Source organism: Streptomyces sp. NPDC091682 (assembly GCF_044756625.1).
Classification (GTDB): domain Bacteria; phylum Actinomycetota; class Actinomycetes; order Streptomycetales; family Streptomycetaceae; genus Streptomyces.
In genome coordinates, this window is record NZ_JBIVTH010000005.1 from 233,099 (window position 1) to 258,104 (window position 25,006).

Annotated in this window: 28 protein-coding genes and 2 pseudogenes; 13 read left to right on the forward strand and 17 right to left on the reverse strand. The window is 72.6% G+C overall.

Features of this window, described 5'->3' with window-relative positions; all coding sequences use genetic code 11:
* Nucleotides 1-186: 186 nt before the first annotated feature.
* Nucleotides 187-507: pseudogene (locus ACIQK6_RS14125) on the reverse strand (response regulator transcription factor); the annotation flags it as partial.
* Nucleotides 508-709: 202 nt separating this feature from the next.
* Nucleotides 710-1,462: a trypsin-like serine protease gene (locus tag ACIQK6_RS14130; RefSeq protein ID WP_376163066.1), complete on the reverse strand. Its 753-nt coding sequence runs from the start codon at nt 1,460-1,462 to the stop codon at nt 710-712.
* A 176-nt stretch (nt 1,463-1,638) separates the two neighbouring features.
* Here ACIQK6_RS14130 and ACIQK6_RS14135 point away from each other — a divergent pair.
* Nucleotides 1,639-2,565 (forward strand): annotated as a pseudogene (locus ACIQK6_RS14135) (hypothetical protein).
* Nucleotides 2,566-2,677: 112 nt separating this feature from the next.
* Nucleotides 2,678-3,367, forward strand: coding sequence for an HAD family acid phosphatase (locus tag ACIQK6_RS14140; RefSeq protein ID WP_329103063.1), 690 nt, complete (start codon nt 2,678-2,680; stop codon nt 3,365-3,367).
* Between the two features lie 110 nt (nt 3,368-3,477).
* Here ACIQK6_RS14140 and ACIQK6_RS14145 read toward each other — a convergent pair whose 3' ends face one another.
* On the reverse strand, nt 3,478-3,621 hold the full coding sequence (locus ACIQK6_RS14145) for a hypothetical protein (protein ID WP_329103061.1): 144 nt from the start codon (nt 3,619-3,621) through the stop codon (nt 3,478-3,480).
* Nucleotides 3,618-4,478 (reverse strand): 4,5:9,10-diseco-3-hydroxy-5,9,17-trioxoandrosta-1(10),2-diene-4-oate hydrolase, encoded by an 861-nt coding sequence (hsaD, locus tag ACIQK6_RS14150; protein WP_329103060.1) that lies wholly within the window; start codon nt 4,476-4,478, stop codon nt 3,618-3,620. The genes ACIQK6_RS14145 and hsaD overlap by 4 nt, the downstream gene beginning before the upstream one ends.
* Before the next feature lie 454 nt (nt 4,479-4,932).
* On the opposite strand from hsaD, the gene ACIQK6_RS14155 reads away from it, so the two are divergent.
* Complete coding sequence (locus tag ACIQK6_RS14155; protein ID WP_402694879.1) at nt 4,933-5,526, forward strand: TetR/AcrR family transcriptional regulator; 594 nt, start codon at nt 4,933-4,935, stop codon at nt 5,524-5,526.
* Nucleotides 5,527-5,655: 129 nt separating this feature from the next.
* Nucleotides 5,656-6,846 (forward strand): MFS transporter, encoded by a 1,191-nt coding sequence (locus tag ACIQK6_RS14160; protein ID WP_329103056.1) that lies wholly within the window; start codon nt 5,656-5,658, stop codon nt 6,844-6,846.
* Nucleotides 6,847-6,965: 119 nt separating this feature from the next.
* On the opposite strand, the gene ACIQK6_RS14165 is transcribed toward ACIQK6_RS14160, so the two are convergent.
* The 3 genes from ACIQK6_RS14165 to ACIQK6_RS14175 form a co-directional block, all read right to left on the reverse strand.
* Nucleotides 6,966-7,412 carry a VOC family protein gene (locus ACIQK6_RS14165; RefSeq protein WP_266597768.1) on the reverse strand — a complete coding sequence of 149 codons (447 nt, stop codon included), beginning with the start codon at nt 7,410-7,412 and terminating at the stop codon, nt 6,966-6,968.
* Nucleotides 7,413-7,492: 80 nt separating this feature from the next.
* Nucleotides 7,493-8,404, reverse strand: coding sequence for an SDR family oxidoreductase (locus tag ACIQK6_RS14170; RefSeq protein ID WP_402694880.1), 912 nt, complete (start codon nt 8,402-8,404; stop codon nt 7,493-7,495).
* The gene (locus tag ACIQK6_RS14175; RefSeq protein ID WP_329103052.1) at nt 8,388-9,170 is read right to left on the reverse strand and encodes an SDR family oxidoreductase; all 783 of its coding nucleotides are present in this window, start codon (nt 9,168-9,170) and stop codon (nt 8,388-8,390) included. The genes ACIQK6_RS14170 and ACIQK6_RS14175 overlap by 17 nt, the downstream gene beginning before the upstream one ends.
* A gap of 56 nt (nt 9,171-9,226) precedes the next feature.
* Between ACIQK6_RS14175 and ACIQK6_RS14180 the strand changes: the two genes are divergently transcribed.
* The 5 genes from ACIQK6_RS14180 to ACIQK6_RS14200 are packed head-to-tail and all read left to right on the forward strand — an operon-like array spanning nt 9,227 to nt 13,659.
* On the forward strand, nt 9,227-9,976 hold the full coding sequence (locus tag ACIQK6_RS14180) for an enoyl-CoA hydratase family protein (RefSeq protein ID WP_329103050.1): 750 nt from the start codon (nt 9,227-9,229) through the stop codon (nt 9,974-9,976).
* Nucleotides 9,973-10,845, forward strand: coding sequence for a CoA-transferase (locus ACIQK6_RS14185; RefSeq protein ID WP_329103048.1), 873 nt, complete (start codon nt 9,973-9,975; stop codon nt 10,843-10,845). The genes ACIQK6_RS14180 and ACIQK6_RS14185 overlap by 4 nt, the downstream gene beginning before the upstream one ends.
* Nucleotides 10,842-11,600 carry a CoA-transferase subunit beta gene (locus ACIQK6_RS14190; protein WP_402694881.1) on the forward strand — a complete coding sequence of 253 codons (759 nt, stop codon included), beginning with the start codon at nt 10,842-10,844 and terminating at the stop codon, nt 11,598-11,600. Before ACIQK6_RS14185 ends, ACIQK6_RS14190 begins: the two co-directional genes overlap by 4 nt.
* A gap of 4 nt (nt 11,601-11,604) precedes the next feature.
* On the forward strand, nt 11,605-12,687 hold the full coding sequence (locus ACIQK6_RS14195) for a nitronate monooxygenase (RefSeq protein ID WP_329103046.1): 1,083 nt from the start codon (nt 11,605-11,607) through the stop codon (nt 12,685-12,687).
* Nucleotides 12,688-12,717: 30 nt separating this feature from the next.
* Nucleotides 12,718-13,659 carry a tyrosine-protein phosphatase gene (locus ACIQK6_RS14200; protein ID WP_329103044.1) on the forward strand — a complete coding sequence of 314 codons (942 nt, stop codon included), beginning with the start codon at nt 12,718-12,720 and terminating at the stop codon, nt 13,657-13,659.
* Between the two features lie 73 nt (nt 13,660-13,732).
* Here ACIQK6_RS14200 and ACIQK6_RS14205 read toward each other — a convergent pair whose 3' ends face one another.
* From ACIQK6_RS14205 to ACIQK6_RS14230, 6 genes are all read right to left on the reverse strand, one after another.
* Nucleotides 13,733-15,415, reverse strand: a complete 1,683-nt coding sequence (locus tag ACIQK6_RS14205) for a DEAD/DEAH box helicase (RefSeq protein ID WP_402694882.1) — start codon at nt 15,413-15,415, stop codon at nt 13,733-13,735.
* Nucleotides 15,416-15,516: 101 nt separating this feature from the next.
* The gene (locus ACIQK6_RS14210; protein WP_030010141.1) at nt 15,517-15,720 is read right to left on the reverse strand and encodes a cold-shock protein; all 204 of its coding nucleotides are present in this window, start codon (nt 15,718-15,720) and stop codon (nt 15,517-15,519) included.
* A gap of 459 nt (nt 15,721-16,179) precedes the next feature.
* On the reverse strand, nt 16,180-17,337 hold the full coding sequence (locus ACIQK6_RS14215; protein ID WP_329103040.1) for an acetyl-CoA C-acetyltransferase: 1,158 nt from the start codon (nt 17,335-17,337) through the stop codon (nt 16,180-16,182).
* Nucleotides 17,338-17,364: 27 nt separating this feature from the next.
* On the reverse strand, nt 17,365-17,982 hold the full coding sequence (locus ACIQK6_RS14220; RefSeq protein ID WP_266602807.1) for a TetR/AcrR family transcriptional regulator: 618 nt from the start codon (nt 17,980-17,982) through the stop codon (nt 17,365-17,367).
* Nucleotides 17,983-18,029: 47 nt separating this feature from the next.
* Nucleotides 18,030-18,812 (reverse strand): SDR family oxidoreductase, encoded by a 783-nt coding sequence (locus ACIQK6_RS14225; RefSeq protein WP_402694883.1) that lies wholly within the window; start codon nt 18,810-18,812, stop codon nt 18,030-18,032.
* Complete coding sequence (locus ACIQK6_RS14230; protein WP_402694938.1) at nt 18,809-18,973, reverse strand: hypothetical protein; 165 nt, start codon at nt 18,971-18,973, stop codon at nt 18,809-18,811. The genes ACIQK6_RS14225 and ACIQK6_RS14230 overlap by 4 nt, the downstream gene beginning before the upstream one ends.
* Nucleotides 18,974-19,036: 63 nt before the next feature.
* Between ACIQK6_RS14230 and ACIQK6_RS14235 the strand changes: the two genes are divergently transcribed.
* The 3 genes from ACIQK6_RS14235 to ACIQK6_RS14245 are packed head-to-tail and all read left to right on the forward strand — an operon-like array spanning nt 19,037 to nt 21,356.
* Nucleotides 19,037-19,207, forward strand: a complete 171-nt coding sequence (locus ACIQK6_RS14235; RefSeq protein WP_402694884.1) for a hypothetical protein — start codon at nt 19,037-19,039, stop codon at nt 19,205-19,207.
* Nucleotides 19,207-20,352, forward strand: a complete 1,146-nt coding sequence (locus ACIQK6_RS14240; protein WP_329103035.1) for an acyl-CoA dehydrogenase family protein — start codon at nt 19,207-19,209, stop codon at nt 20,350-20,352. The genes ACIQK6_RS14235 and ACIQK6_RS14240 overlap by 1 nt, the downstream gene beginning before the upstream one ends.
* The gene (locus ACIQK6_RS14245) at nt 20,352-21,356 is read left to right on the forward strand and encodes an acyl-CoA dehydrogenase family protein (protein ID WP_329103032.1); all 1,005 of its coding nucleotides are present in this window, start codon (nt 20,352-20,354) and stop codon (nt 21,354-21,356) included. The genes ACIQK6_RS14240 and ACIQK6_RS14245 overlap by 1 nt, the downstream gene beginning before the upstream one ends.
* Here the strand turns inward: ACIQK6_RS14245 and ACIQK6_RS14250 are convergent.
* Nucleotides 21,337-22,062, reverse strand: coding sequence for a class I SAM-dependent methyltransferase (locus ACIQK6_RS14250; RefSeq protein WP_329103030.1), 726 nt, complete (start codon nt 22,060-22,062; stop codon nt 21,337-21,339). The two genes, ACIQK6_RS14245 and ACIQK6_RS14250, sit on opposite strands and share 20 nt — an antisense overlap.
* 212 nt (nt 22,063-22,274) lie before the next feature.
* On the opposite strand from ACIQK6_RS14250, the gene ACIQK6_RS14255 reads away from it, so the two are divergent.
* Nucleotides 22,275-22,691 (forward strand): SMI1/KNR4 family protein, encoded by a 417-nt coding sequence (locus tag ACIQK6_RS14255; protein ID WP_329103028.1) that lies wholly within the window; start codon nt 22,275-22,277, stop codon nt 22,689-22,691.
* A 23-nt stretch (nt 22,692-22,714) separates the two neighbouring features.
* Here ACIQK6_RS14255 and ACIQK6_RS14260 read toward each other — a convergent pair whose 3' ends face one another.
* From ACIQK6_RS14260 to ACIQK6_RS14270, 3 genes are read right to left on the reverse strand one after another with little or no spacing between them, the layout of a single operon-like run.
* On the reverse strand, nt 22,715-23,263 hold the full coding sequence (locus ACIQK6_RS14260; RefSeq protein ID WP_329103026.1) for a hypothetical protein: 549 nt from the start codon (nt 23,261-23,263) through the stop codon (nt 22,715-22,717).
* 7 nt (nt 23,264-23,270) lie between these two features.
* Entirely contained in the window at nt 23,271-24,218 is a 948-nt protein-coding gene (locus ACIQK6_RS14265) for an alpha/beta hydrolase (protein ID WP_402694885.1), read from the reverse strand.
* Nucleotides 24,215-24,946 (reverse strand): SDR family NAD(P)-dependent oxidoreductase, encoded by a 732-nt coding sequence (locus tag ACIQK6_RS14270; RefSeq protein ID WP_402694886.1) that lies wholly within the window; start codon nt 24,944-24,946, stop codon nt 24,215-24,217. The genes ACIQK6_RS14265 and ACIQK6_RS14270 overlap by 4 nt, the downstream gene beginning before the upstream one ends.
* Between the last annotated feature and the right edge of the window lie 60 nt (nt 24,947-25,006).

Consider the following 25,006-nt stretch of genomic DNA (forward strand, 5'->3'; position numbering starts at 1 on the left):
CGAGGGCGCCCGGGCGCGGAATCGGGCTCGAGCTCGGGATCGGGATCGGGATCGGGATCGGGCCGGCTGCGCCGGGACCTCCCGGGGCAGCCGGCCCGATCCCGACCCCGACCCCGCGCCTCGAACTCCTCCGGCTACCACTGGGTGGCGCCCCCGGCAGCGCTGGATCGCCCGGGCCCGGCACGATCACCGGGCGGCGGGCGGCGGGCGGCGGGCGGCGGGCGGCGGGCGGGACGAGGGGGCTCCGGCGACTGCCGCCCGGACCGCTTCAACCAGCACGGCGGGGCCGGTGTCCTTCAGGAGGAAGGCGGGCGCTCCGCCGCGGAGCGCCGCATGGGCGTACTCGTCGAGGTCGAAGGTGGTGACGATGCCGATGACGATGTGCGGTGTGTCGGTCGTGGCCGGGTTGCCGGAGAGGCGGCGGGTGACTTCGAGGCCGTCGAGTCCCGGCATGCGGACGTCGAGGAGCAGGAGGTCCGGCCGGTGTCCGGCGGCGGTGGCGGTGAAGGCGGCGGCGGTGACGACCTCGGTGTCCGGCCGGCTTTCGAGGGTCGTCCGGAAGCAGGTTCCGGCCGTGCCACGGTCGCCAGCGGTGACCGCTCGCCCGCTGCCGCCACCCGTCGCCCGCCGTGGAACCGGAGACCGCCCTTCCGGCCGGTGCGTGACCGGCCGGAAGGGTGGGCGGGAGGAGCGGGCGGAGCAGGGCGAGCTACATGCCGGCCGCGGCGCTCTTGATCGCGGCGGCGAAGGTGGAGACCTCGGTGTAGACGCCGGGGTAGTTCGGTCGGGCGCAGCCCTCGCCCCAGCTGACGATGCCGACCTGGATCCAGGCGTTGTTGTTGTCGCGGCGGAACATGGGGCCGCCGGAGTCGCCCTGACAGGTGTCGACGCCGCCCTGCGGCAGGCCGGCGCAGATCTCCTCGCCGGGGACGAGGTCGCTGCCGTACGAGCTCTGGCAGCTGGCGTCGGAGACGAAGGGGACGTTGGCCTTCAGGAGGTAGCGCTGCTGGCCGCCGCCCTCGCGGGCGGCTCCCCAGCCTGCGACGGTGAAGGTGCCGCTGTCGTAGGCCTTGGTGTCGGCGATCTTGAGGGTGGGCAGGTTGATGGGCTTGGCGAGCTTGATGAGGGCCCAGTCCTTGCCCTTGCCGTTGTAGCCGGGGGCCTGGAGGACCTTGGTGGACTTGACCTTGATGGCGCTGGAGCTGTTGAGGTCGACGACCCCGGCGGTGGCGGTGATGGAGGTGTTGTTGCCGGAGCCGCTCACGCAGTGGGCGGCGGTAAGGACGATCTGCTGGGTGTAGAGGGCTCCGCCGCAGCCCATGGAGAGGCGCACCATGAAGGGGAACTCGCCCTGGGCGGCGCGGGTGCCGCCGACGACGGGTGCCGGGCCGGCGGTGGCGGTGCCGGGCTGGAGGCTGACGGCGGCGAGGGCGACCGCGCCGACGGCGAGGGTGCGCTTCATCAACTGCACAAGGGTGGTCACAGTCAACACACTGCCTTTCGTGGGGGGTTGGGCTGTGCGTGCGCGTCATCGGGTGAATGACGGGTCCATGACACAACAGGCGTGTGGTGGACATCAAGAAGGCAATTTCGGCCAACTCCCGCCGCGGCGGCAGAGATTGCGGTAAGGAGGGCCCGATGACGGAGAACAGGGGGTCGCGCAGCCCCGTCGAGCACGGATTTCCGCATCTGGCGACCGTCCGCGCCTCGATCACCGCGCTCTTCCGCCGACTGTCGGCCGACGGGATCCGGGCCTAAGACACGAGCTTCGCCCCCGTCGACGCCGCTTTCGACGACGCCGATGACCTCCACCTGGGCGCACAACGGGTGGCCGCCGCGACGGTGCGCACGCTCCGACTGCCCGACGCGCGCATGGTGGTCTCCTTCCGGGCGATGGAGCAGGCCGCCACCGTGGAACTGGTCGCGGGCCCCGAGTACTTCGTCGAGGTCAACGACCGCTTCCGCACCCACCGCCGCGACCTGGCGGCCGCCCTCGCGCACGAGGTGGCCCACGTCCTCCTGCACCGGCTGGACCTGCGCTTCCCCGGCACCGCGGAGAACGAGATCCTGACCGACACCACCGCCGCCTACCTGGGGGCGGGCTGGCTGCTCCTGAACGCGTACCGCGAGGACGCCCTGACCCACCAGAGGTTCGGCTACCTCACGCCGGAGGAGTTCGGTTACGTCCTCGCCAAGCGCGGCGCCCTGTTCGGCGAGGACCCCGCCCCCTGGTTCACCAGCCCGCAGGCGTACGAGGCCTACGTGCACGGGCGCGCGCTGGCCGAGCGCGACCACCGCAGGGCCCCACTGACGGCCGCCGGGCCACTGGCGCGGCGGCGGTACGCGAAGGCGCGCCGCGCCGGTGCGGGTCCCGCCGGTGCGGGTCCCGCCGGTGCGGGTCCCGCCGACGGCTCCGCCTACCGCTTCGAACCGGAGGGGACCGGCGCCGGGTTGCGGGTGAGCTTCCCGTGTCCGGTGTGCGCGCAGCGACTGCGGGTGCCGGTGCGCGGGCGGCTGCGGGCCCGTTGCGGGCTGTGCCGCACCGTGCTCGACTGCACCACGTAGATCATTCATCACGCGGCCACAAAAAGTTTCCTACCGGCCAGTAGACATAGGGTCGGTTCTCGCCAACTCTGGTCACGTACATGCCAACTCCGTGACCGAGGGAGCGCCCCCCATGCGCAGCACCCGCCGCACCCGTACGCCCCGTACCGCCGCCATCGGCGTGGCCGCGGCCGCCGCCGTCCTGACGCTGGTTCCGGCCACCGCGGCCCAGGCCGCGCCCGTCCCGGCACCGGCTCCCGCACCCGTGGCCGCGGCCGCGGCTCCGGCCGCCTCCGCGCCCGGCGGCAACGCCGCGATCCTCGGCATCGACTACGCCACCTGGCAGCGGGACGTCGCCGCCGTGATCGACGCGGCCCGGCCCGCCATCGAGGCCCGCATCGCCGCCTCGCCCGCCGGCGAGAAGCCCGCCCTCGTCCTGGACATCGACAACACCTCGTTGGAGACGGACTTCCACTGGTTCTGGACCTTCCCGACCCCCGCGATCGCCAAGGTCCGCGCGCTGACCCAGTACGCGCACGAGCGCGGCGTCGCGATCTTCTTCGTCACCGCCCGCCCCGGGATCATCCACTCCCTCACCGAGCGCAACCTCAAGGCCGTGGGCTACCCGATCTCGGGGCTCTACGTCCGCGACCTGCCCGACCTGTTCGATGAGGTCAGCGCCTACAAGACGGGCAAGCGGGCGGAGATCGAGGCGCGCGGCTACACGATCATCGCCAACATCGGCAACAGCCCGACCGACCTCGTCGGCGGTCACGCGGAGCGCACCGTCAAGCTGCCGGACTACAACGGCAAGCTCTCCTGAACCGAGCCGAGCCGATCCGACCTGACCCGACCTGACCCGACCCGATCTGCCCCGGGGCGGCGGGCAGTGCGAGCCCGCCGCCCCACCGCACCGCCGGGGCCCCGCCTCCGTCAGCCGAGCCCCGCGGCGATGGCGCCCCTGGCCGCCCGGCCGAAGGCCGCGGCCGGGCCGATCGTCGCGCCCGGTCCGGGGTAGGCCTCCCCCGTCACCGCCGCCGAGCAGCCCTCGCCGACCGGTGCGAGGTTCGGCGTCAATGTGCGAAGAAGTCCGCGGCGAGGCGGTTGAAGTCGTCGAAGGCCTCGGTCTGCGCCCAGTGGCCGCAGCGCGGGAAGACGTGCAGGCGAGCGTCGGGGACGGCCTTGAGGGCGAACAGCGCGCCGTCGAGCGGGTTGACCCGGTCCTCGCGCCCCCAGGTGAGCAGGGTGGGGTGGCTGATGCGGTGGGCCTCGCGCCAGAGCAGGGTGTCCTGCTGCCAGGCGGGGTTGGCGAAGGAGGCGCCCATGCGGGCGCTTCCGATCCGCGCGTCCGGGTCCATGGCCCGGGCGTAGCGCTCTTCGACGAGTTCGTCGGTGATGAGCGAGGGGTCGTGGACGAGCGTCGTGAGGAAGGCGCGCATCTGCTCGCGGGTGGGCTCGGCGGCCGCGGCGAACGCGAAGAGCCGCCGGATGCCTTCGGTGGGGTCGGCCGAGAAGAGATTGACCGAAATTCCACCGGGGCTCATGAGCAGCAGCTTGCCCACCTTGTCCGGGTGGTTCAGCGACATCCGGACGGCGGTGCCGCCGCCGAGGGAGTTGCCGATGAAGTGGGCCTTCTCGATGCCGAGTTCGTTCATGAGGGCGGCGGTCGCAGCGGCGCTGAAGCTGAAGTAGTCGCGGTCGGGTTCGGGCTTGTCGGAGCGGCCGTAGCAGGGCTGGTCGATGAGCAGGGTGCGGAACCGCTCGGCGAGGAAGGGCATGTTGGGCCCGAAGTTGGACCAGGCCGAGGCGCCGGGTCCGCCGCCGTGGAGGAGGACGAGGACGGGGGCGTCGGTGCGGTCCGGTCCTGCCTCGTGGAAGTGGAGGTTGAGGTTTCCAGCCTTGGCCGTGCGCGAGGTGCTCTCGTAAGTGATCATCACAACATCGTGGCCTGCATGTCGAGGCCGATCGCACCCTGGCCGAAAGGGACCGGCGTCCGCTCGGGGTCGTCGGTGGCGCGGCCACGGCCGGCGCGAACGGCGTGCCAGGCCCGCCGGGACCGCAAGGCCCCCCGGGACCCGCGGGATCCGCGGCCGAAGGTCTCGGAACAGGAAATGGGCAACATGATGGGCCGGTTGCGGTTCAGCGAGTGGATGTAGCGGGTAGTCATAGGACAACGCACCGCTGAAGACTCGGACCCGACCCCTCGCCAGGGGGCCGGGCCCGCTTCCGTTTCAGCCCTCGCAGGTGATCCGCACATGGCGAAGCCGCTGCTGGTCCGCACGCCGGGAGGTGTGGGTGCGGGACGGTTCCCGCCGAATTTCGGCGAACGCCGGACCACTGCACCTCCTTTCTGAAACGATCGGTTGGAAATGGGGTAGCCTCAGGTCCATGGCGAGGCCCAAGGAGTTCGACCCGCAGTCCGCCCTGGTGAAGGCCATGGAGCTGTTCCGCCACCAGGGGTACGAGGCCACCTCGATCCAGGACCTCGTGGACGCGCTGGGCATCAACCGCTCCAGCATGTACGCCGCCTACGGCTCCAAGCACGACCTCTACCTCAAGGCGCTGGACCTGTACTGCGCCGTCGAGGCGGACCGCGCCCGGACGGCCCTCGCCCCTTCCGACGAGGGCCCCACCCTGCCGGTCCTGCGCGCCTTCCTCCTCTCCTACGTCGAATCAGCGCTGGCCGATCCGCTCCGCGGCGGGTGCATGGTCACCCACGGCGTGCTGGAGCGGCTACCGGGGGACGCGAAGGCCGCCGAACGGCTCGGCGGGGCACTGGGGTCCCTGGAGGAGGCCTTCGCCTACCTCCTGCTGCGCGCGGAGGTGGCCGGGGAGCTGGCGCCCGGCGTCGACGTGCGCATCACCGCCCGGTTCCTCGTCACCCTCACCCAGGGGCTGCGCGTCATGGAGCGGACGGCGGACCGGGACTACCTGACCCAGGTCGTCGACCAGGCCCTCACGGGCCTGTCGCGTACCGGCTGACGCCCGCTCGACGTCCGGCTCCGACCCCTCGGGCCCACTGACCGACCCTCAATCCCCTTGACCCGGGGCGGGGTCCCGCCCACCCGCATTCTGGAACGATCGTTTTCTTATAGAAAGGTGGTGACGGCCGTGCCCAAGGCCGTGTACGTCCTCGCCCTCGGCATCTTCGCCATGGTCACCAGTGAATTCGTGGTGGCCGGCCTGATGCCCCAGATCTCCGAAGGGCTCGGGGTCACCGTCCCCCGAGTCGGCTACCTGATCACCGCGTTCGCCGTCGCCATGGCTCTCGGCGGGCCCTTCCTGGCCACCGCCGTGCTCAAACTCCCGCACAAGAGCGCCCTGATGGTGCTCTTCGCGGTCTTCCTCGGCGGCAACGTCGTGGCCGCGCTGTCCACCGACTACGTGACGATGGCCATCGGGCGCGTCGTCACGGGTGTCGCCTCCTCCGCCTTCTTCGGCGTCTCGCTCTCGGTCGTCGCCGAGATCACCGAGCCGGAGGTGCGCGGCAAGGCGATCGGCGCCGCCATGAACGGGCTGATGCTCGGCACCCTGCTCGGGCTGCCCCTCTCCACCTTCGTCGGCGGCCAGTTCGGCTGGCGGGCCGCCTTCTGGGCGATCTCGGGGCTGACCGTGCTCGCGGCCCTCGCCACGATCGTCGGCGTCCCTTCCGTGACCGGCGCCGAGGGGGAGGGCGGACCCTCCGTCAAGGAGGAGGTGCGCGTCTTCGAGAACCCGCGGCTGTGGCTGGTGTTCTCCACCTCCACGCTGATCATCGGCGCCACCTTCTCCGCCTTCAGCTACTTCACGCCGATCCTCACCGAGCTCACCGGCTTCAGCGAGGGCTCGGTGCCGTGGCTGCTGGTCGCCTACGGAGCAGCGACCGTCGTCGGCAACCACGTCGTGGGCCGCTTCGCCGACCGGCACACGATCGTGACCCAGCTCGTCGGGCTCGGGCTCAACATGGTCTTCCTCGCCGGCTTCGCCGTCTTCGCCGAGGTCACCGCACCCGCGCTGATCTTCATGATGGGCATCGGTCTGGTCGGCGTCACGATGAACCCCTGCATGATCACCCGGGTCCAGCGCACCGCGAACGCCCGCCCGCTGGTCAACACCGTGCACTCCTCCTTCATCACGCTCGGCATCGTCATCGGCTCCTGGCTCGGCGGCGTCGGCATCAACGCATACGGGCTCCGGGCCCCGCTCGTCCTCGGCGTGGTCATGGCCTTCCTCGGCCTGTTCACCCTCCTGCCGGACCTGCGGGCCGAGAAGGACGGCGGCAGCGCCACGGCCGCCCCCGAGCGAGCGCCCGCCGCGGCCTGAGCCCGCTCCCGTCCCCTGCACCCGGCCCCCACGGGGAGGGCACGAAAGGAACCGGCCCGGGCCGGGCCAATCCGGTCCGGGACAATCCGGTCCGGGACAATCCGGTCCGGGCCGGCGCGTCACCCGCCCGCGCTGGGCGGGGCCGCGACGTTCAGCTGCCAGGAGACGCCGAAGCGGTCGTTCACCCAGCCGAACCGATGGCTGAACCCGTACGAGCCCAGGGGCATCAGCTCGGTGCCCTGCTCGGCGAGGGCTCCGTAGAGGCGTTCGATCTCGGCCTCGTCCTCGCACTGGACGTACAGCGACACGGCGGGCGTGAAGCCGAACGCGTGCTGGGCCGGGCTGTCGATGCACATGAACTGCTGTCCGGCCAGGGAGAAGGTCGCGTGGCGCACGGTCCCCTCGGGTCCGGCTCCGGGTCCGGTCTCGTCGGGGCCGTAGCGGCTGATGGCGACCACCTCCGCGTCGTCGAACAGCGAGAGGTAGAAGGTCATCGCCTCCTCCGCCCGCCCCTCGAACATCAGGAACGTGGTGATCTTCTGCGGGGTCGGCGTGACGGCCATCATCGGTTCGTGTCCCTTCGGCTCTTGTCCCGGACCAGGAACCTTAGCCTCCGACCCCGCCGCCGGGGCCGGACCGGGGCCCGCTACCGCGCGCCGTACACCGGCAGCGGAGCCTGCGCCGCCGCGAGGAGTTCCCGGGCCGCCTCCCCCGCCTCCGCCGGGGTCCGGCGCGCGCCCCGGTCCGCCGTGGGGCCCGGCCGCCAGCCCTCCATCACCGTGATCCGGCCGCCCTCCGTCTCGAAGACCCGGCCCGTGACCCCCGCCGAAGCCTCCGCCCCCAGCCACACCACCAGCGGGGAGACGTTCTCGGGGGCCATCGCGTCGAAGTCGCCCGCCGCGGGAGCGGCCATGGTCTCGGCGAAGGTCCGCTCCGTCATCCGGGTCCGTGCCGCCGGGGCGATCGCGTTGACCTGGACCCCGTAGGGGCCCATCTCCTGCGCCGCGACCGCCGTGAGGGCGAGGATCCCGGCCTTGGCCGCACTGTAGTTGCCCTGGCCGACCGAGCCCAGCAGGCCGGCCCCGGAGGAGGTGTTGACCACCCGGGCGACCACCGGCCGGCCCGCCTTCGCCTCCGCCCGCCACCACGCGGCCGCCGACCGCAGCGGCAGGAAGTGGCCCTTGAGGTGGACCCGCATGACCGCGTCCCAGTCGTCCTCGTCCAGGTTGACCAGCATCCGGTCCCGCAGGAAGCCCGCGTTGTTGACGAGGGTGTCCAGGCGCCCGAAGGCGTCCACGGCCGCCGCCACCAGCGAGGCCGCGCCCTTCGACGTGGCGACGTCCCCGCCGTGCGCGACCGCCTCGCCGCCCAGCGCCTCGATCTCGGCGACCACCCGGGCCGCCGGGCCGTCCGGCCCCGGCAACCCGTCGAGGCCGACCCCGAGGTCGTTGACGACGACCTTCGCCCCTTCCGCCGCGAAGGCCAGCGCATGGGCGCGCCCCAACCCCCGCCCCGCGCCCGTCACGATCACGACCCGACCTTCACACAGTCCCGCCATCTCGGTCCTCCTTGTTGACAGTTGCCGCATCCAAGAACGCCGGGCGCTCGCCGCCCCCGTGCACCAGCAGGCTCGCCCCGCTCACGTACGCCGCCCGGTCCGAGGCCAGGAACACCGCCGCCGCCCCCACGTCCGAGGGGTCCGCGAGGCGCCCCAACGGGACGGTGGCGCCGACCGCGGCGATGCCGGTCTCGTCGCCGTAGTGCAGGTGGGCCAGTTCGGTCCGCACCATGCCGAGGACCAGGGAGTTGACCCGCACTTCGGGGGCCCATTCGACGGCCATGGACCGGGCCAGGTTCTCCAGCCCCGCCTTGGCTGCGCCGTACGCGGCCGTCCCCGGCGAGGGACGGGTCCCGCTGACGCTGCCGATCATGACCACCGAGCCCCGCGCTTCCCGCAGCCAGGGATACGCCGCGAGCGAGGCGGCCATCGGCGCGATCAGGTTGAGCTCGACGACGCGCGCGTGGCGCTGCGCCTCGCCCTCGCTCAGCAGCCGGTACGGGGTGCCGCCCGCGTTGTTGACCAGGCAGTCGAGTCGCCCGTACCGGGCCGCGACCGCGCCGAAGAACGCGTGCACGGCGGCGGGATCGCGCAGGTCGACCGGGGTGAACGCGGCCGTCCGACCGTCCGCCACCACCTCCTGCTCCGGTGGCCGCCGGGCGCAGACGACCACGTCCGCGCCGGCCGCGAGGAACGACCGGGCGATCCCGGCGCCGACGCCCCGGGTTCCTCCGGTGACGACGACCACCCTCCCGTCGAGCTCCATGGGCTGCTACCTTCCTCACCTAACAAATGTTTGGTGGAAAGGTAGCTGATCCGCTCATGGGTGTCTCCACCTCAAGCCCCGACAAGGGCATCGCACTCGTCACAGTCGACTTCCCACCCGTCAACGCGCTCCCGGTGCAGGGCTGGTACGAACTCGCCGACGCCCTGCGGGCGGCCGGCCGCGACCCCGAGGTCCGGTGCGTCGTCCTCGCCGCCGAGGGCCGCGGCTTCAACGCCGGCGTCGACATCAAGGAGATGCAGCGCGACAGCGGACACGCCGCGCTCGTCGGCGCCAACCGGGGCTGCTACGAGGCCTTCGCCGCCGTGTACGAGTGCGAGGTGCCGGTCGTCGCGGCCGTGCACGGGTTCTGCCTGGGCGGCGGCATCGGGCTCGTCGGCAACGCCGACGCGATCGTCGCCTCCGAGGACGCCACCTTCGGGCTGCCCGAACTGGACCGGGGTGCGCTCGGCGCCGCCACCCACCTGGCGCGGCTGGTCCCGCAGCACCTGATGCGCGCGCTGTACTACACCTCGCGCACCGCGACCGCCGCCGAACTGCACGCCCACGGCTCGGTTTGGAAGGTGGTCCCGCGCGCGGAGCTGCGCGCCGCCGCCCTGGAGCTGGCCGCCGAGATCGCGAAGAAGGACGGCCATCTGATCCGGCTCGCCAAGGCGGCCATCAACGGGATCGACCCCGTGGACGTGCGCCGCAGCTACCGCTTCGAGCAGGGCTTCACCTTCGAGGCCAACCTCAGCGGGGTGGCCGACCGGGTCCGCGACACCTTCGGGAAGGGAGAACGCGCATGACCGGCAGGACGGACAGGACGGACAAGACCCTGTCGCCCGAGGAGGTGGTCGGGCAGCTGCACAGCGGGATGACCATCGGCATCGGCGGCTGGGGGTCCCGGCGCAAACCCATGGCCCTGGTGCGGGCACTGCTCCGGTCCGAGATCACCGATCTCACCGTGATCTCGTACGGTGGCCCCGACGTCGGCCTGCTGGCCGCCGCCGGCCGGATCCGCAAGCTGGTCGCCCCCTTCGTCACCCTCGACTCCGTCCCGCTGGAGCCCCACTTCCGGGCCGCCCGCGAGCGCGCCGCCTTCACCCTCACCGAGCTCGACGAGGCCATGTTCATGTGGGGCCTGCACGCCGCCGCCAACCGGCTCCCCTTCCTCCCCGTCCGCGCGGGCCTCGGCTCCGACGTCATGCGGGTCAACCCGGAGCTGCGCACGGTCACCTCCCCCTACGACGACGGCGAGGAGCTCGTCGCCGTCCCCGCCCTGCGCATGGACGCGGCCCTGGTGCACCTCAACCGCGCCGACCGCCTCGGCAACGCCCAGTACCTGGGGCCCGACCCGTACTTCGACGACCTCTTCTGCGAGGCCGCCGACGCCGCCTACGTCTCCTGCGAGCACCTCGTCGAGACCGCCGAGCTCACCAAGGCCGGCCCCCCGCAATCCCTCCTCGTCAGCCGGCACTCCGTGACCGGGGTCGTGGAGACCCCGAACGGCGCGCACTTCACCTCCTGCGTCCCCGACTACGACCGCGACGAGCCCTTCCAGAAGCTCTACGCGACCACCCCCTGGCCCGAGTTCTCGGCGCGCTTCCTCTCCGGAGCGGGCGAGCACGACTACCAGTCCGCCGTACGGACCTGGCACGAGGAGCAGCAGCCGTGACCACGACACCGGCCAGCACACCGACCACCGCGACCGTCACGCGCGCCGAGTACTGCGTGATCGCCTGCGCCGAGGCCTGGCGCGACAACGGCGAGGTGCTCGCCAGCCCGATGGGCCTGATCCCTTCCTTCGGGGCCCGGCTCGCGAAGCGGACCTTCTCCCCCGACCTGCTGCTGACCGACGGCGAGGCGCTGCTCGTCGGGCTGGACGGCACGGCCGAGGGTTGGCTCCCGTACCGGCGCCACCTGACCATGGTCACCGGCGGCCGGCGGCACGTGATGATGGGCGCCAGCCAGATCGACCGCTTCGGCAACCAGAACATCTCCTGCATCGGCGACTGGGAGCGGCCGGCGCGCCAGCTCCTCGGGGTGCGCGGTGCTCCCGTCAACACCCTGAACAATCCGGTGAGCTATTGGATCCCCAAGCACTCCACCCGGGTCTTCGTCGAGCGCGTGGACATGGTCAGCGGCGTCGGTTACGACCGCGCGGAGGCGGCGGGAGTGACCCGCTTCCACCACCTTCCCCGGGTGGTCAGTGATCTCGGCGTCTTCGACTTCGGCGGCCCCTGCCACGCGATGCGGCTGGTCTCCGTGCACCCCGGGGTCACCGTCGGGGAGGTCCGGGCGGCCACCGGGTTCGAGCTGACCGTCGCCGAGGAGGTCCCGTACACGCGGGAGCCGACCCCCGACGAGCTGCGGCTGATCCGCGAGGTGATCGACCCCGCGGGGCTGCGCGACCGCGAAGTGCGGGGCTGATCCGATGGAGACGGCCTTCACCGCGCTGGTCGGCGTCGAACACCCCGTCGTGCAGACGGGCATGGGCTGGGTCGCCGGACCCCGCCTGGTGTCGGGCGCGGCCAACGCGGGGGCACTGGGCATCCTGGCCTCGGCCACGATGACGCTGGACCAGCTGCGTTCGGCGGTCCGCGAGGTCACGTCCCGCATCCCGGACGGGACCCCCTTCGGGGTCAATCTGCGGGCCGACGCCACAGACGCGGCCGAGCGCGCCCAACTGATCATCGACGAGGGGGTGCGGGTCGCCTCGTTCGCGTTGGCGCCCTCCAAGGAGCTGATCGGGCGGCTCAAGGACGCGGGCGTGGTCGTCATCCCGTCGATCGGGGCCCGGCGGCACGCCGAGAAGGTGGCCGCGTGGGGCGCCGACGCGGTGATCGTGCAGGGCGGCGAGGGCGGCGGTCACACGGGTGACGTGGCCACGACGGTGCTGTTGCCGCAGGTCGTGGACGCCGTGGACATCCCGGTGATCGCGGCCGGCGGCTTCAGCGACGGGCGCGGCCTGGTCGCGGCGCTGTCGTACGGGGCCGCGGGCATCGCCATGGGCACCCGGTTCCTGCTGACCTCCGACTCCACCGTTCCGGACGTCGTGAAGGCCGAGTACCTGAAGGCCACGGTCAAGGACGTCACCGTCACCACGGCCGTCGACGGGTTGCCGCACCGCATGCTCCGTACGGAGCTGGTCGATGCCCTGGAACGGGCGGGCCGTACCCGGGCGCTGGTCCGGGCGGTGCGGCACGCGGCCGCCTTCCGGAAGCTGTCCGGGCTGAGCTGGCCGCAGATGGTCCGCGACGGCCTCGCGATGAAACACGGCAAGGACCTGTCCTGGAGCCAGGTCCTGCTCGCCGCGAACACCCCGATGCTCCTCAAGGCGTCCATGGTCGAGGGCCGTACGGACCTCGGCGTCATGGCATCGGGCCAGGTCGCGGGGGTGATCGACGATCTTCCGTCCTGTGCGGAGCTCGTCTCCCGCGTCATGGCCGAAGCACAACAGGCACTGGAATCACTCGAAGCACTGCACTCGCTCCGCACCCTGCCACCACCAGGGTGATCCCCCTTCTCCGTCACAGGAGTCGCCCCCATGAGCCGTGCCCGCATCCGCCTGGTGACCGCGGCGACCGCCGCCGCCCTCGCCGTCGGAACCCTGCCCGCCGCCGCGTACGCGTCGGCGGCGCCCGGAGCCGGGGTCAGTGCCCGGCACCACCAGCACCACCTGCAGCAGCAGGCCGAAACGATTCGCCAGATCCCCCTCCAGGGCGCCGTCAACCTCCGGGACATCGGCGGCTACCGCTCGTGGACCGGCGGCCAGGTCCGCCAGGGACTGGTCTACCGCTCCGACGCACTGAGCAAGCTGACCGACGCCGACGTCACCACCGTCTCCGGTCTCGGCCTCACGAAGGTCGTCGATTTCCGCATCCCGATGGAGCTCCAGTACGACGGCGCCGACCGGCTGCCCACCGGGCTCTCCCCCACTTCGCGCCCCGTCAGTGACCTCGGCCTCTACGGAACCCTCGTCGGCGCGATCGGCAGCGGCGATCCCGTCGTCCAGGAGCAGATGCTCGGCGGTGGCCGAGCCGAGGCCTACATGCGCGACATCTACCGCACCTTCGTGAGCAGCCCCGAGAACCGGGCGCAGTTCGCGGCGACCCTGCGGGAGATCGCCGACGGCCGGCAGGGCCCGGTCCTGTACCACTGCACGTCCGGCAAGGACCGGACCGGCTGGATGAGTTACGTCCTGCTGCGCGCCCTCGCCGTCCCCGAGGACACCGCGGAGCGCGACTACCTGGCTTCGAACGCCTTCCGCGCCGCCTACGACGCCCGGGTGCGGGCGGGCCTCAAGCAGTCGGGCCGGATGCAGAACCCGGACCTGCTGATCCCGCTCCAGGAGGTCCGCCAGGACTACCTGGACTCGGCCACGGCGCAACTGGAAGCGGACTACGGGAGCTTCTACGGCTACCTGACCCAGGGCCTCGGCCTGGATCTGCGGACGCTGGCGAAGCTCCAGGACAAGATGGTCCGCTGACGGAGGCGGGGCGGACAGCACTGCGCCGGGCAGTGCGTGAAGCACTGCCCGGCGTAGTGGTCACCGTGTGCGGTCAGACCGACCGGCGGCGGCCCTGGCCGCCCGTTCCGACGCGGCTGCGCGCCGAGGCCGCGGCCGCACCGCCGGAGGGGGCACCGCCACCGGTGCGCCGGCTGCGCTCGCCGGAGCCACCGGCCGCCGCGCCGCCCTGGCCGCCGCGCCGGGCCTGGCCCGAACCGGAGGCCGCCGGGGCCTGCCCGGAGGCGCCCCCACCGGAACGACGGCCGCGACCGCCGGCCGCCGGAGCGCCGCCCGTGGCGGAACCGGTGCGCGGACCGCCGCCCGAGCGGCGGCGCGAGCCGGAGCCCGAACCGGAGCCGGTGCGCGGCTTGGGCGCGGTCGGCTGCGGAACCTCCAGCACGACCGGGATGCCCGAGGGCTCCTTGGCGCCGGTCAGCCGGGCCAGTTCCTCGTCGGAGGACTTGATCTGCGCGGTGCGCGGGGAGATACCGGCGTCCGACATCAGACGGCTCATGTCCCGCTTCTGGTCGGGGAGGACCAGGGTGACCACGCTGCCGGACTCGCCGGCACGGGCGGTACGGCCGCCGCGGTGCAGGTAGTCCTTGTGGTCGGTGGGCGGGTCCACGTTGACGACGAGGTCGAGGTCGTCGATGTGGATGCCGCGCGCCGCGACGTTCGTGGCGACCAGCGCGGTGACCTCGCCCGTCTTGAACCAGTCGAGGGTGCGATTGCGCTGCGGCTGGGAGCGGCCGCCGTGCAGGCCGGAGGCGCGCACGCCGTCGGCGAGGAGCTTCTTGACCATGCGGTCGACCCCGCGCTTGGTGTCGACGAACATGATCACCCGGCCGTCGCGAGCGGCTATGCGCGTCGCCACGGCCTTCTTGTCGGTCTCGTCCATGACGTACAGGACGTGGTGCTCCATGGTGGTAACCGCACCGGCCGACGGGTCGACGGAGTGGCCGACCGGGTCGGTCAGGAACATCTTGACGAGCTTGTCGATGTTCTTGTCCAGCGTCGCCGAGAACAGCATCCGCTGGCCGCCGGGCTCGACCTGCTTGAGCAGCGCCGTGACCTGCGGCATGAAGCCCATGTCGGTCATTTGGTCGGCCTCGTCGAGGACGGTGATGGAGACCTGCGAGAGGTCGGCGTCACCGCGGTCGATGAGGTCCTTCAGGCGGCCGGGGGTGGCGACGAGCACCTCGGCGCCGCGGCGCAGGGCGCCCGACTGCCGGTTGATCGACATGCCACCGACGACGGTCGCGATGCGCAGGTTGACGGCCGTGGCGTACGGGGCCAGGGCGTCGGTGACCTGCTGCGCGAGCTCACGGGTCGGTACGAGGACCAGCGCGAGCGGTGCCTTCGGCTGCGCGCGGCGGCCGGCGGTACGGGCCAGCAGGGCCAGGCCGAAGGCCAGCGTCTTGCCGGAGCCGGTGCGGCCGCGGCCGAGCAGGTCACGGCCGGCGAGGGAGTTCGGGAGCGTCGCCGCCTGGATCGGGAACGGCTCCGTGACACCCTGGGCGGCGAGGGTCTTCAGCAGCGCCTCGGGCATGTCCATGTCGCCGAACGACTCGACCGGCGGCAGCGCCGGGGCGATCGGCTCGGGCATGGTGAATTCCTGGGGCCGGGCGACGGGCGCGGACTTCTGCCGTCCCGCGCCAGACTTCGGACGCCCCTGGGCCGCACCTCGACCCCCGGTGGGGCGGCGGCTGGGTCGTGCGGAGCTGGAGCTGGTCATGCGAGAAAGCCCTCCTGAAACCGGCAGGTAAAACAAAGGTCGAAACAGCAGACAAGCCGGGGCCCGCACCTCGCGGTGCGGACCCCGGCATGCTGAAGAACTTAGGCGGGGATGATGTTCTCCGCCTGGGGGCCCTTCTGGCCCTGGGTGACGTCGAAGGACACGCGCTGGCCCTCCTGGAGCTCACGGAAGCCCTGGGTGGCGATGTTCGAGTAGTGGGCGAAGACGTCCGGGCCGCCACCGTCCTGCTCGATGAAGCCGAAGCCCTTTTCCGAGTTGAACCACTTCACGGTGCCAAGTGCCATTTTAAATCTCCTGAATAGGCGGCAAAGGGCCCCATCCGGAGATTCCGGCAAAACAATAAAAGCGCCTGCGGAGCATTCCCGTCAGGCGCACATAAAGTTCATGGGTACCACAACTGCAACGAGCTCTAAGCTAGCACACCTCGCTGCGGGGAGTCCCGGGGCGAGGAGTGTGACCTGCGCCCTCCACCCCGCCGACCTGCGGTGTACCGACGGGCCCGACGGGACGGTCAGCGGGCCGGAGCCCCCGTCCCCCTTGGGTCGTGGCCGCTCCCGGGCCCTCCGTACACCCGCCCCGGCCCGCCGGGCCGTCTCCGCCCTCGGCGAAAAGATTCACCCCTACGGGTCGGGCCGAGCCGGCGGGTGAGGGCGCGGTCACAGCCGGCGCGAACCGCGTGGACGCCGTGCGGTTCGAGGTGGAGGGCAAGCCCGCCATGCGGGACGAGGCCCGGCGCCGGGCGGCTACAGCCGCTCGATGATCGTCACGTTGGCCTGGCCGCCGCCCTCGCACATCGTCTGGAGGCCGAAGCGGCCGCCGGTGCGTTCCAGTTCGTGCAGGAGGGTGGTCATCAGCTTCACCCCGGTCGCCCCCAGCGGGTGGCCGAGCGCGATCGCGCCGCCGTTGACGTTGACCCGCTCCGGGTCGGCCCCGGTCTCCTTCAGCCAGGCCAACACCACCGGGGCGAACGCCTCGTTGATCTCCACGAGGTCGATGTCGGCCAGCGACATGCCGGTCTTCTTCAACGCGTACGCCGTGGCGGGGATCGGCGCGGACAGCATGCGGATGGGGTCCTCGCCCCGTACGGAGAGGTGGTGGATGCGGGCGCGCGGCCGCAGGCCGTGTTCCCGTACCGCCCGCTCGGAGGCGATCAGCATGGCCGCCGCCCCGTCCGAGACCTGGGAGGAGACGGCCGCCGTGATGGTGCCGCCCTCGACCACCGGCTTCAGGGTGGCCATCTTCTCCAGGGTGGTGTCCCGGCGCGGGCCCTCGTCCACGCGCACCTCCCCGTACGCCACCGTCTCGCGCGCGAAGCGGCCCTCGTCGATGGCCCGGACCGCCCGCCGGTGGGAGCGCAGGGCGAACTCCTCCATGTCCTGCCGGGAGATCCCCCACTTCTGCGCGATCAGCTGGGCGCCGTGGAACTGGTTCACCGGGGCGTCCCCGTACCGGGCCCGCCAGCCCGCCGAGCCCGCGTAGGGCCCCTCGGTGAGGCCGAGCGGCTCCGCCGCCTGCCGCGAGGCGAAGGCGATCGGGATCATCGACATGTTCTGGGTGCCGCCCGCGACCACCAGGTCCTGGGTGCCGGACAGGACGCCCTGCGCCGCGAAGTGCACGGCCTGCTGCGAGGACCCGCACTGGCGGTCGACGGTGACCCCGGGCACCTCCTCGGGCAGGCCGGCCGCCAGCCAGGCCGTCCGGGCGATGTCCCCGGCCTGCGGCCCCACCGTGTCGAGGCAGCCGAACACCACGTCCTCCACGGCGGCCGGGTCCACCCCGGACCGCTCGATCAGTGCCTTCAGGACGTGTGCGCCGAGGTCGGCCGGGTGGACGGTGGACAGGCCGCCGTTCCGCCGTCCCACGGGGGTGCGTACCGCATCGACTACGTAGGCCTCGGGCATCGGGTCTCCTCAGACGGTCGGGTCGGTTCAGGTGGGGCGCAGTGCGATCCCGTCCAGCACCATCGACAGGTACTGGCGGGCGATCTCCTCGGGGCTGTGCTGGCCGCCCGGCCGGTACCAGGAGGCCGCCACCCACACCGTGTCGCGCACGAAGCGGTAGGTGAGGCGGATGTCGAGGTCGGCGCGGAAGACCTTGGCCGCGACCCCTCGCTCCAGGGTGCCGAGCCAGGCCTTCTCGAACTTCTGCTGCGAGTCGGAGAGGTAGTGGAAGCGGGGCTGTGCGGAGAGGGTGCGGGACTCCTTCTGGTAGATGGCGACGGCGGCGCGGTGCCGGTCGATCTCCCGGAAGGACTCGGTGACGAGGGCCTCGATGGTCTGCCTGGGGTCGAGACCTGCGGCGAGGACGGTGTCGTAGCCGTCCCACAGCTCGGTCAGGAAGGCCGAGAGGATCTCGTCGAGCATCGATTCCTTGGAATCGAAGTGGTAGTAGAGGCTGCCGGCGAGCATGCCGGCGGCGTCGGCGATCTTGCGTACGGTGGTGGCGTTGTAGCCCTGCGCGGCGAAGACCTCGGCGGCGGTGTCGAGGAGTTCACGACGCCGTTCGGGGGAGGCCGTCACCTGCGGCTTCTTCTTGGTCGTCGGCACTGTCGGCTTGTTCGTTGGCACGCGCCCATTCTCGGCCAAGACACCCCTTAGGCGTGCTGGCTGCTGACGGAGACCGTCTCGCCGGTCATGTAGGACGAGTAGGCGCTGGCCAGGAAGACGATGACGTTGGCGACCTCCCAGGGTTCGGCGTACCGGCCGAAGGCCTCGCGGGCGGTGAGTTCGGCCAGGAGTTCCTCGCTGGTGACCTTCACCAGGTGCGGGTGCATGGCCAGGCTCGGGGCGACCGCGTTGACGCGCACGCCGAACTCCGCGGCCTCCAGGGCCGCACAGCGGGTCAGGGCCATCACCCCCGCCTTGGCGGCGGCGTAGTGGGCCTGGCCGGTCTGGGCGCGCCAGCCGATGACGGAGGCGTTGTTGACGATCACTCCGCCGCCGCCGGAGGACTTGAGTGCGCGCAGGGCGGCGCGGGTGCAGCGGAAGGTTCCGTTCAGGGTGACGTCGAGGACGCGGGACCACTGGGTGTCGGTCATGTCGACGAGGGCGGCGGTGCCGCCGAGGCCGGCGTTGTTCACCACGATGTCGAGGCGGCCGTGCGTGTGCTCGGCGAGCGCGAAGAGGGCCTGGACCTGGCCCTCGTCGGTCACGTCGCAGGGCAGGGAGGTGACGCGGTCCGCGCCGAACTCGGCCGCGAGCGCCTCCTCGGTCTCCTTCAGGCGGCGCGCGTGGGCGTCGCCGATGACGATGCGGGCGCCCTCCTCCAGGAGGCGGCGGGCGGTGGCTCCGCCGATCCCGGCCCCGGCGGCGGCGGTGACGACGGCGGTGCGGTCCTTCAACAGTCCGTGCCCGGCGACGTAGTCGGGGGTGGTCACGCCCGTACCTCCCTGGGAAGGCCGAGGATCCGCTCGGCGATGGGGGTGCGCTGGATCTGGTCCGAGCCCGCGCAGCCGGTGTCGGCGCGGGAGAGCTCGCCGGTGAGGTGGACCCGTAGCCGTCCCCGGACCTCGGTGTTGAACTCCTCGACGCTGCTCATGGCCGTACGTTAACCTACCAAACACTTGTTAGGGAAGCGTCGCTCGTGAAGGATGGGCGCCGCATGCCCGACGACCGGCGGGCCGTCAACCGGGCCGAGGACCTCCAGGGCCCGCACGCCGGCGTGGACTCGGCGTTCGGCCTGCACCACCTGGCGCACGCGCACCACGCGGAGACGGCGGCGGACCCGCTCGGCGGCGTGGACACAGCCGCCCCGAAGGAGGCGAACACCTGATGGAACTCGCGCACACGGCGGACGTGGAGGCCTTCCGGGCCGAGGCCCGCGCCTGGCTCCGCGCCCGTGTCCCGGCCCGGCCCCTGCCCTCCCTGGAGACGGCCGAGGGCTTCGCGGCGCACCGGGAGTGGGAGGCGCTCCTGCACGCGGACCGCTGGTCGGTGGTCTCGTGGCCCGAGGAGTACGGGGGCCGGGGCGTGGACATCGTCAAGTGGCTGGTCTTCGAGGAGGAGTACTGGGCCGCGGGCGCGCCCGGCCGGGTCTCGCAGAACGGCATCAACCTCCTCGCCCCCACCCTCTTCGACCACGCGAGCCCGCAGCAGCGGGCGCGGGTGCTGCCGTCGATGGCGAGCGGCGAGGTGATCTGGGCGCAGGCCTGGTCGGAACCCGAGTCGGGGTCCGACCTGGCCTCGCTGACGTCGCGGGCGGTCCGCACGGAGGGCGGCTGGCTGCTGACCGGGCAGAAGACCTGGTCCTCGCGGGCGGCCTTCGCGGACCGCGCCTTCGGGATCTTCCGCACCGACCCGGACGCCCCCAAACCCCACCAGGGGCTGACGTACCTGATGTTCGACCTGCGGGCGCCGGGGGTGACGGTGCGGCCCATCGGCCGGCTCGACGGCAAGCCCGCCTTCGCGGAGCTCTTCCTGGACCGGGTCTTCGTACCGGACGAGGACGTGATCGGGGAGCCGGGGCAGGGCTGGCGGATCGCCATGTCGACGACCGGCAACGAGCGCGGGCTGACCCTGCGCTCCCCCGGCCGTTTCCTGGCCGCGGCGGACCGGCTGGTCGGGCTGTGGCGCGCGCACGGGGACCCGTCCGACACCGCGCTGCGCGACCGGGTCGCGGACGCGGTGGTGGGGGCGCGCGCGTACGAGCTGTTCACCTGGGCGAACGCCTCGCGCTTCGCTGCGGGCGCCGCGATCGGCGCCGAGTCCAGCCTGAACAAGGTGTTCTGGTCGCAGTACGACATCGCCCTGCACGAGACGGCGCTGGACCTGTTGGGCGCGGACGCGGAGCTCGCGGACGGCGAGTGGGCCGAGCCGTGGGTCTTCTCCCTGGCCGGGCCGATCTACGCCGGGACGAACGAGATCCAGCGCGACATCATCGCCGAGCGGCTGCTCGGTCTTCCGAAGGGCCGCCGCTGATGCGCTTCCTGCCGACCGACGAGCAGTCGGACTTCGCCCGTACGCTGCGCTCCCTGCTGGGCGCGGCCGAGGTCCCGGCGGCGGTACGGGCCTGGGCGGCGGGCGATGCCGTGCCCGGTCGGGCCCTGTGGTCGCGGCTCGCGGGGACGGGTCTGTTCGCGCTGGCCGTCCCGGAGGCGTACGAGGGGGCGGGCCTGCTCCCGCTGGAGCTGTCCCTCGGTTTCGTGGAGCTGGGCCGGGCCGGGGTGCCGGGGCCGGTGGTGGAGAGCGCCGCGGTGTCGGTGCTGCTGGCGGAGCTGGCGGACGGGGCGCTCGCCGAGCGGTTCCTGCCGGGGCTGGCCCGGGGCGAGACCTCGGCCACGCTGACCCTGCCGGGCGGGAGCCCCTACGCGCTGGACGCGGACGCGGCGACGTACTGCTTCACGGTGTCGCGGGCGGGCGAACTTCGGTTGCTGGGCGGTGCGCGCGAACCGGTCCGGTCGACGGACCCCGCACGCCGGCTGTCCCTCCCGCCGGCCGGCCCGGGCGGCGGGGGCGAACTGCTGGCGGCGGGCCCGGCGGTGGTCCGGGCGGCCGGGGCGGCGGGGCGCTGGGCCCGGCTGCTGACGGCCGCCCAGTGCCTGGGCGTCGGCGAGGCACTGCTGGCCAGGACAGTGGAGTACGCGAAGCAGCGCACGCAGTTCAAGGCGCCGATAGGCGCCTTCCAGGCGGTGAAGCACCGGCTGGCGGACACGCTGCTCGACCTGGAGTTCGCCCGCCCGCTGGTGTGGGCGGCGGCGCTGTCGCCGGGCCCGGGCGAGGTGGCGGCGGCGAAGCTGGCGGCCGGCGAGGCGTCCTACCGGGCGGCCATGACGGCCCTCCAGTTCCACGGTGCGGTGGGCTACACCGAGGAGCTGGACCTGTCCCTGTGGCTGCGCAAGGCCCGCCCCTTGCGGGACGCCTGGGGAACGCCGTCGGCCTGCCGGGCCGAGGTCCTGCGGTCCCTCACACCACCGCGACGCTGAGTTTCACGACGTACTGCTCCTCGACGGTGCCGTCCGGGAAGAGCGGGGCCAGCAGCTTGCGCTCCCCCTCGAAGTACTCGCGGGTGCGGGCCTCGCCGAGGACCAGGAAGGCGGAGTGGCTGGCGAGGTTGGCGAGGTGGTCGTCCAGCGTGATGCGGCGGGTCCACGTCACCGACCGGCTGGTGAAATCGCCGAGCCCTTCGGGCAGGGTGCGGTGGGTCTCCCCCTTGACCTCGAAGAAGACCCGGAGCCGCTCCTCCTGTTCGGCGATCCACGGGACGGTGGCGTCCGCGTCGTTCCACCAGATCGCGAGCGCGCCGCCGGGCCGCAGCACCCGGCGGGCCTCGGGCACGGAGCGGGCCGGGTCGGTCCAGTGCCAGGCCTGGGCGTAGGTGAGCAGGTCGAACGCGCCGGTGGCCAGCGGCAGCCGGTCCCCGTCGCCGCGCACGATCGGGATCCCGGGGTGCGTGCGGCGGAACTCGGCGGCCATTCCGTCCCCGGGCTCCACGGCGAGGACCTCGGCCCCGCGCTCGTGCAGGAGCGCGGTGGCGATCCCGGTCCCGGCCCCCACGTCGGCCACCCGGGCACCGGCGAGCGGCCGCCCGGTGAGGGACTCGACGGCGTCCAAGAGGGCCGGTGGGTAGCTGGGGCGGTGGGCCGCGTACGAAGCGGCCGCCGCGTCGAAGGAACGGGCACGTGTGGTCATGCGTCCATTGTTTTCGATCACACAATCGGTAACAAGATCGAGGTACTTGCACCATGGGAAGGACGACGACCTGCATGACCGCCGTGACCGCCGTGACCGCGTGCGCGGCGGCGGTACTGCTCACCGGCCGCGGGGGCGCGAAGGGCTGCTCCTACACGATCAAGTAGGCGCGGAACCGATGCGGCCTTGGAGGACGAATGTGGCGTGAGCTCGTGGAACAGTACGGAGATGTCGGGCTGGGAAGCCCCGCGTCCGAGCGGGAGCTGCGCGACCTGGAGATCCGGTTGGGGCAGCCGCTTCCGATGCCCCTGCGAGGACTGCTCCTGGAATGCGACGGGATCCTCGACGAGGACGGAACGGACGTCGTCTGGAGCGCTGCGCGCATCGGCCTGAGCAACACGGAATTCCGGACCAGGGAAGACTTCGGAGCTCTGTACATGCCCTTCGGTGCGCTGATGTTCTTCGGCGACAACGGCGGAGGGGACCAGTTCGCGTTCGTGCGTACCCCTCAGCGCTCCGATGTCTTCGTCTGGGACCACGAGAACGACAGTCGCACCTGGGTGGCAGCCAATCTGGAGGGATACCTCCACCGTGCGCTTTCCCACCCCGGCGAGGATTGGTACCGCTGATCACCGGAGCCGCGGGCACGGCACTAGGTGCGGGGACGCAGGGAGAGCCGGCCGACGAGGATCGTCTGGAGGAGGAGCAGGGCCCCGGTGGCGGCCGCCGGCCACAGGGGGCGGTCCGGGCGGGTGCCCACGGCCCAGGCCGGGCCGTCGGGGTCCACCGTCACGGTGAGCCGGGCGCCGACCGGGAGGTCCTGCTCCACCTGGCCGGGCAGGTCCCGGCCGGCCTCCGTGCGCAGCCGTAGCGCGGGGACCGAGGTCGAGCCGTCCCCTGCCGCGGTCCGTTCGGCGACGACCGCCCGTTCCTCGCGGCCGCGTTCGTGGAGGGCGTGCCGGTCCCAGGTGGTCCCGCCGGCCACGGCGATGCCGACGGCGAGGAGTGCGACCGAGGTGCGGGCGACGAACTCCGCGCCGGTGCCGTGCGGAACCGCCGCGCCGACGACGAAGACGGCCAGCAGGACCGGGATCCAGGCTCCCCCGGGTCCGCGGAGCAGCCAGATCGCACCCAACTCCACTGCCAGAAGGAGGCAGTTGCGCAAGGTCGCGCCCGGCAGTCTCCGTATCAGTTCAGCCATGGACACATCATGCCTGGGGGGTCGACCCCGCCCTTCCCGCCCCCGCCACCCAGGCCGCGGCCGCCCGCAGCGCGGTGGCGCCCGCCGGCAGCGGCAGGCCCAGGAAGCCGTGGAAGACCCCCGGGTGGAGCTGGAGCGTGCAGTCGACGCCGGCCGCCGCCAGCCGGCGGGCGTACGCGAGGCCCTCGTCGCGCAGCACGTCGCAGTCGGCGAGGACGATCAGGGCGGGCGGCAGGCCCGACAGGTCGGGGGCGCGCAACGGCGAGACGTGCGGGTGCTCCGGGTCGCCGCCGTAGCTGTCCCAGTACCAGGCCATGTGGGCGGCGGTGTGGAAGTAGCCCTCCGCGTACGTCTCCACGGAGGCGGAGTCCATCCGGGCATCGAGCGGTGGGTAGAACAGCACCTGTCCGGCTACGAGTTCGGGCGCGCGCAGGGCCGTCACGGCCGCGAGGTTGCCGCCGCTGGAGTCCCCCGCCAGCACCACCCGGCCGGGGTCGCAGCCGAGCGCGCGGGCCCGCGCCCGCGCCCAGAGCAGGACGGTCAGCGCATCGTCCGGCGCCGCCGGCCAGGGGTGTTCCGGGGCCAGCCGGTAGTCCGCCGAGACGGCCACCGCGCCCGCGGCCGCGGCCAGGGCGCGGCACGTCGCGTCGTGGCTGTCCAGGCCGCACATCACCCAGCCGCCGCCGTGCAGGAAGACAACCAGGGGGCGGTCGGAGCGGCCGGGCGCGGGGTCGTAGACGCGGACCGGGACCCCGCCCGCGTGCGTGTCGGACACCGAGGCCACGGCCGGGCCCGTACGTCCGGACCCGGCCCCGGACGCCCCGGACGCCCCGGACGCCGCGGCCGCACGGAGGGCGCGGAGGTCGCCCGGTCCCGGGAAGCCGGCGGTCATCGCGTCGCACAGCCGCCTGGCCTGGGGTGAGAGGGGATCGGGTGTACGGAGGTGGTCGCTCACGCCGTCGTCATCCCCCCGTCCACGGTGAACTCGCTGCCCGTCACGTACGAGGACGCGTCCGAGCAGAGGAAGAGGACCAGCTCCCCGACCTCCTCCGGGCGGCCGATGCGCCCCAGCGGTACGTGCGACCAGTCCCGGCCCGCCACCGCCCCGACCACCATCGGGGTGTCGACGGCGCCCGGGTGCACCGAGTTGACCCGGATCCGGTCCCCGGCGAGGTCGAGCGCCGCCGACCGGGTCAGTCCGCGCAGCCCGAACTTGGTTGATCCGTAGGCGGCGTGGCCCGGTATTCCGACCAGTCCGGCGGTGGAGGAGATGTTGACGATCGAACCGCCCCCGCCCGCCCGCAGCACCGGCGCGACCGCCTGGATGCCGAGGAACGGGCCGAGCAGGTTGACCCGCAGGAGCGCTTCGAAGTCCTCCAGCCGTTGCCGTTCCACGTGGGCGGTGCGCCACAGGGCCGCGTTGTTGACCAGCGCCGAGACCGTCCCGAAGGCGCGGACCGACCGCTGCATCACGCTCGCCCAGCTCGCCGCGTCGGCCACGTCGTGGCGGACGTACAGCCCTTGGTCGCCGAGTTCGGCGGCCACCGCCCGGCCCTCGTCCTCCCGTACATCGGTGACGACGACCCGGGCCCCCGCCCGCGCGCACAGCCGGGCCTCGGCGGCGCCCTGGCCGCGCCCGGCGCCGGTGATCACGACGACCTTTCCGTCGAGCTGCTCCCCCACGGCTCAGCACGCTCCGTCCGCCCGGCATTTCGCATCGCCATTTCGAATAGGAATACTTCT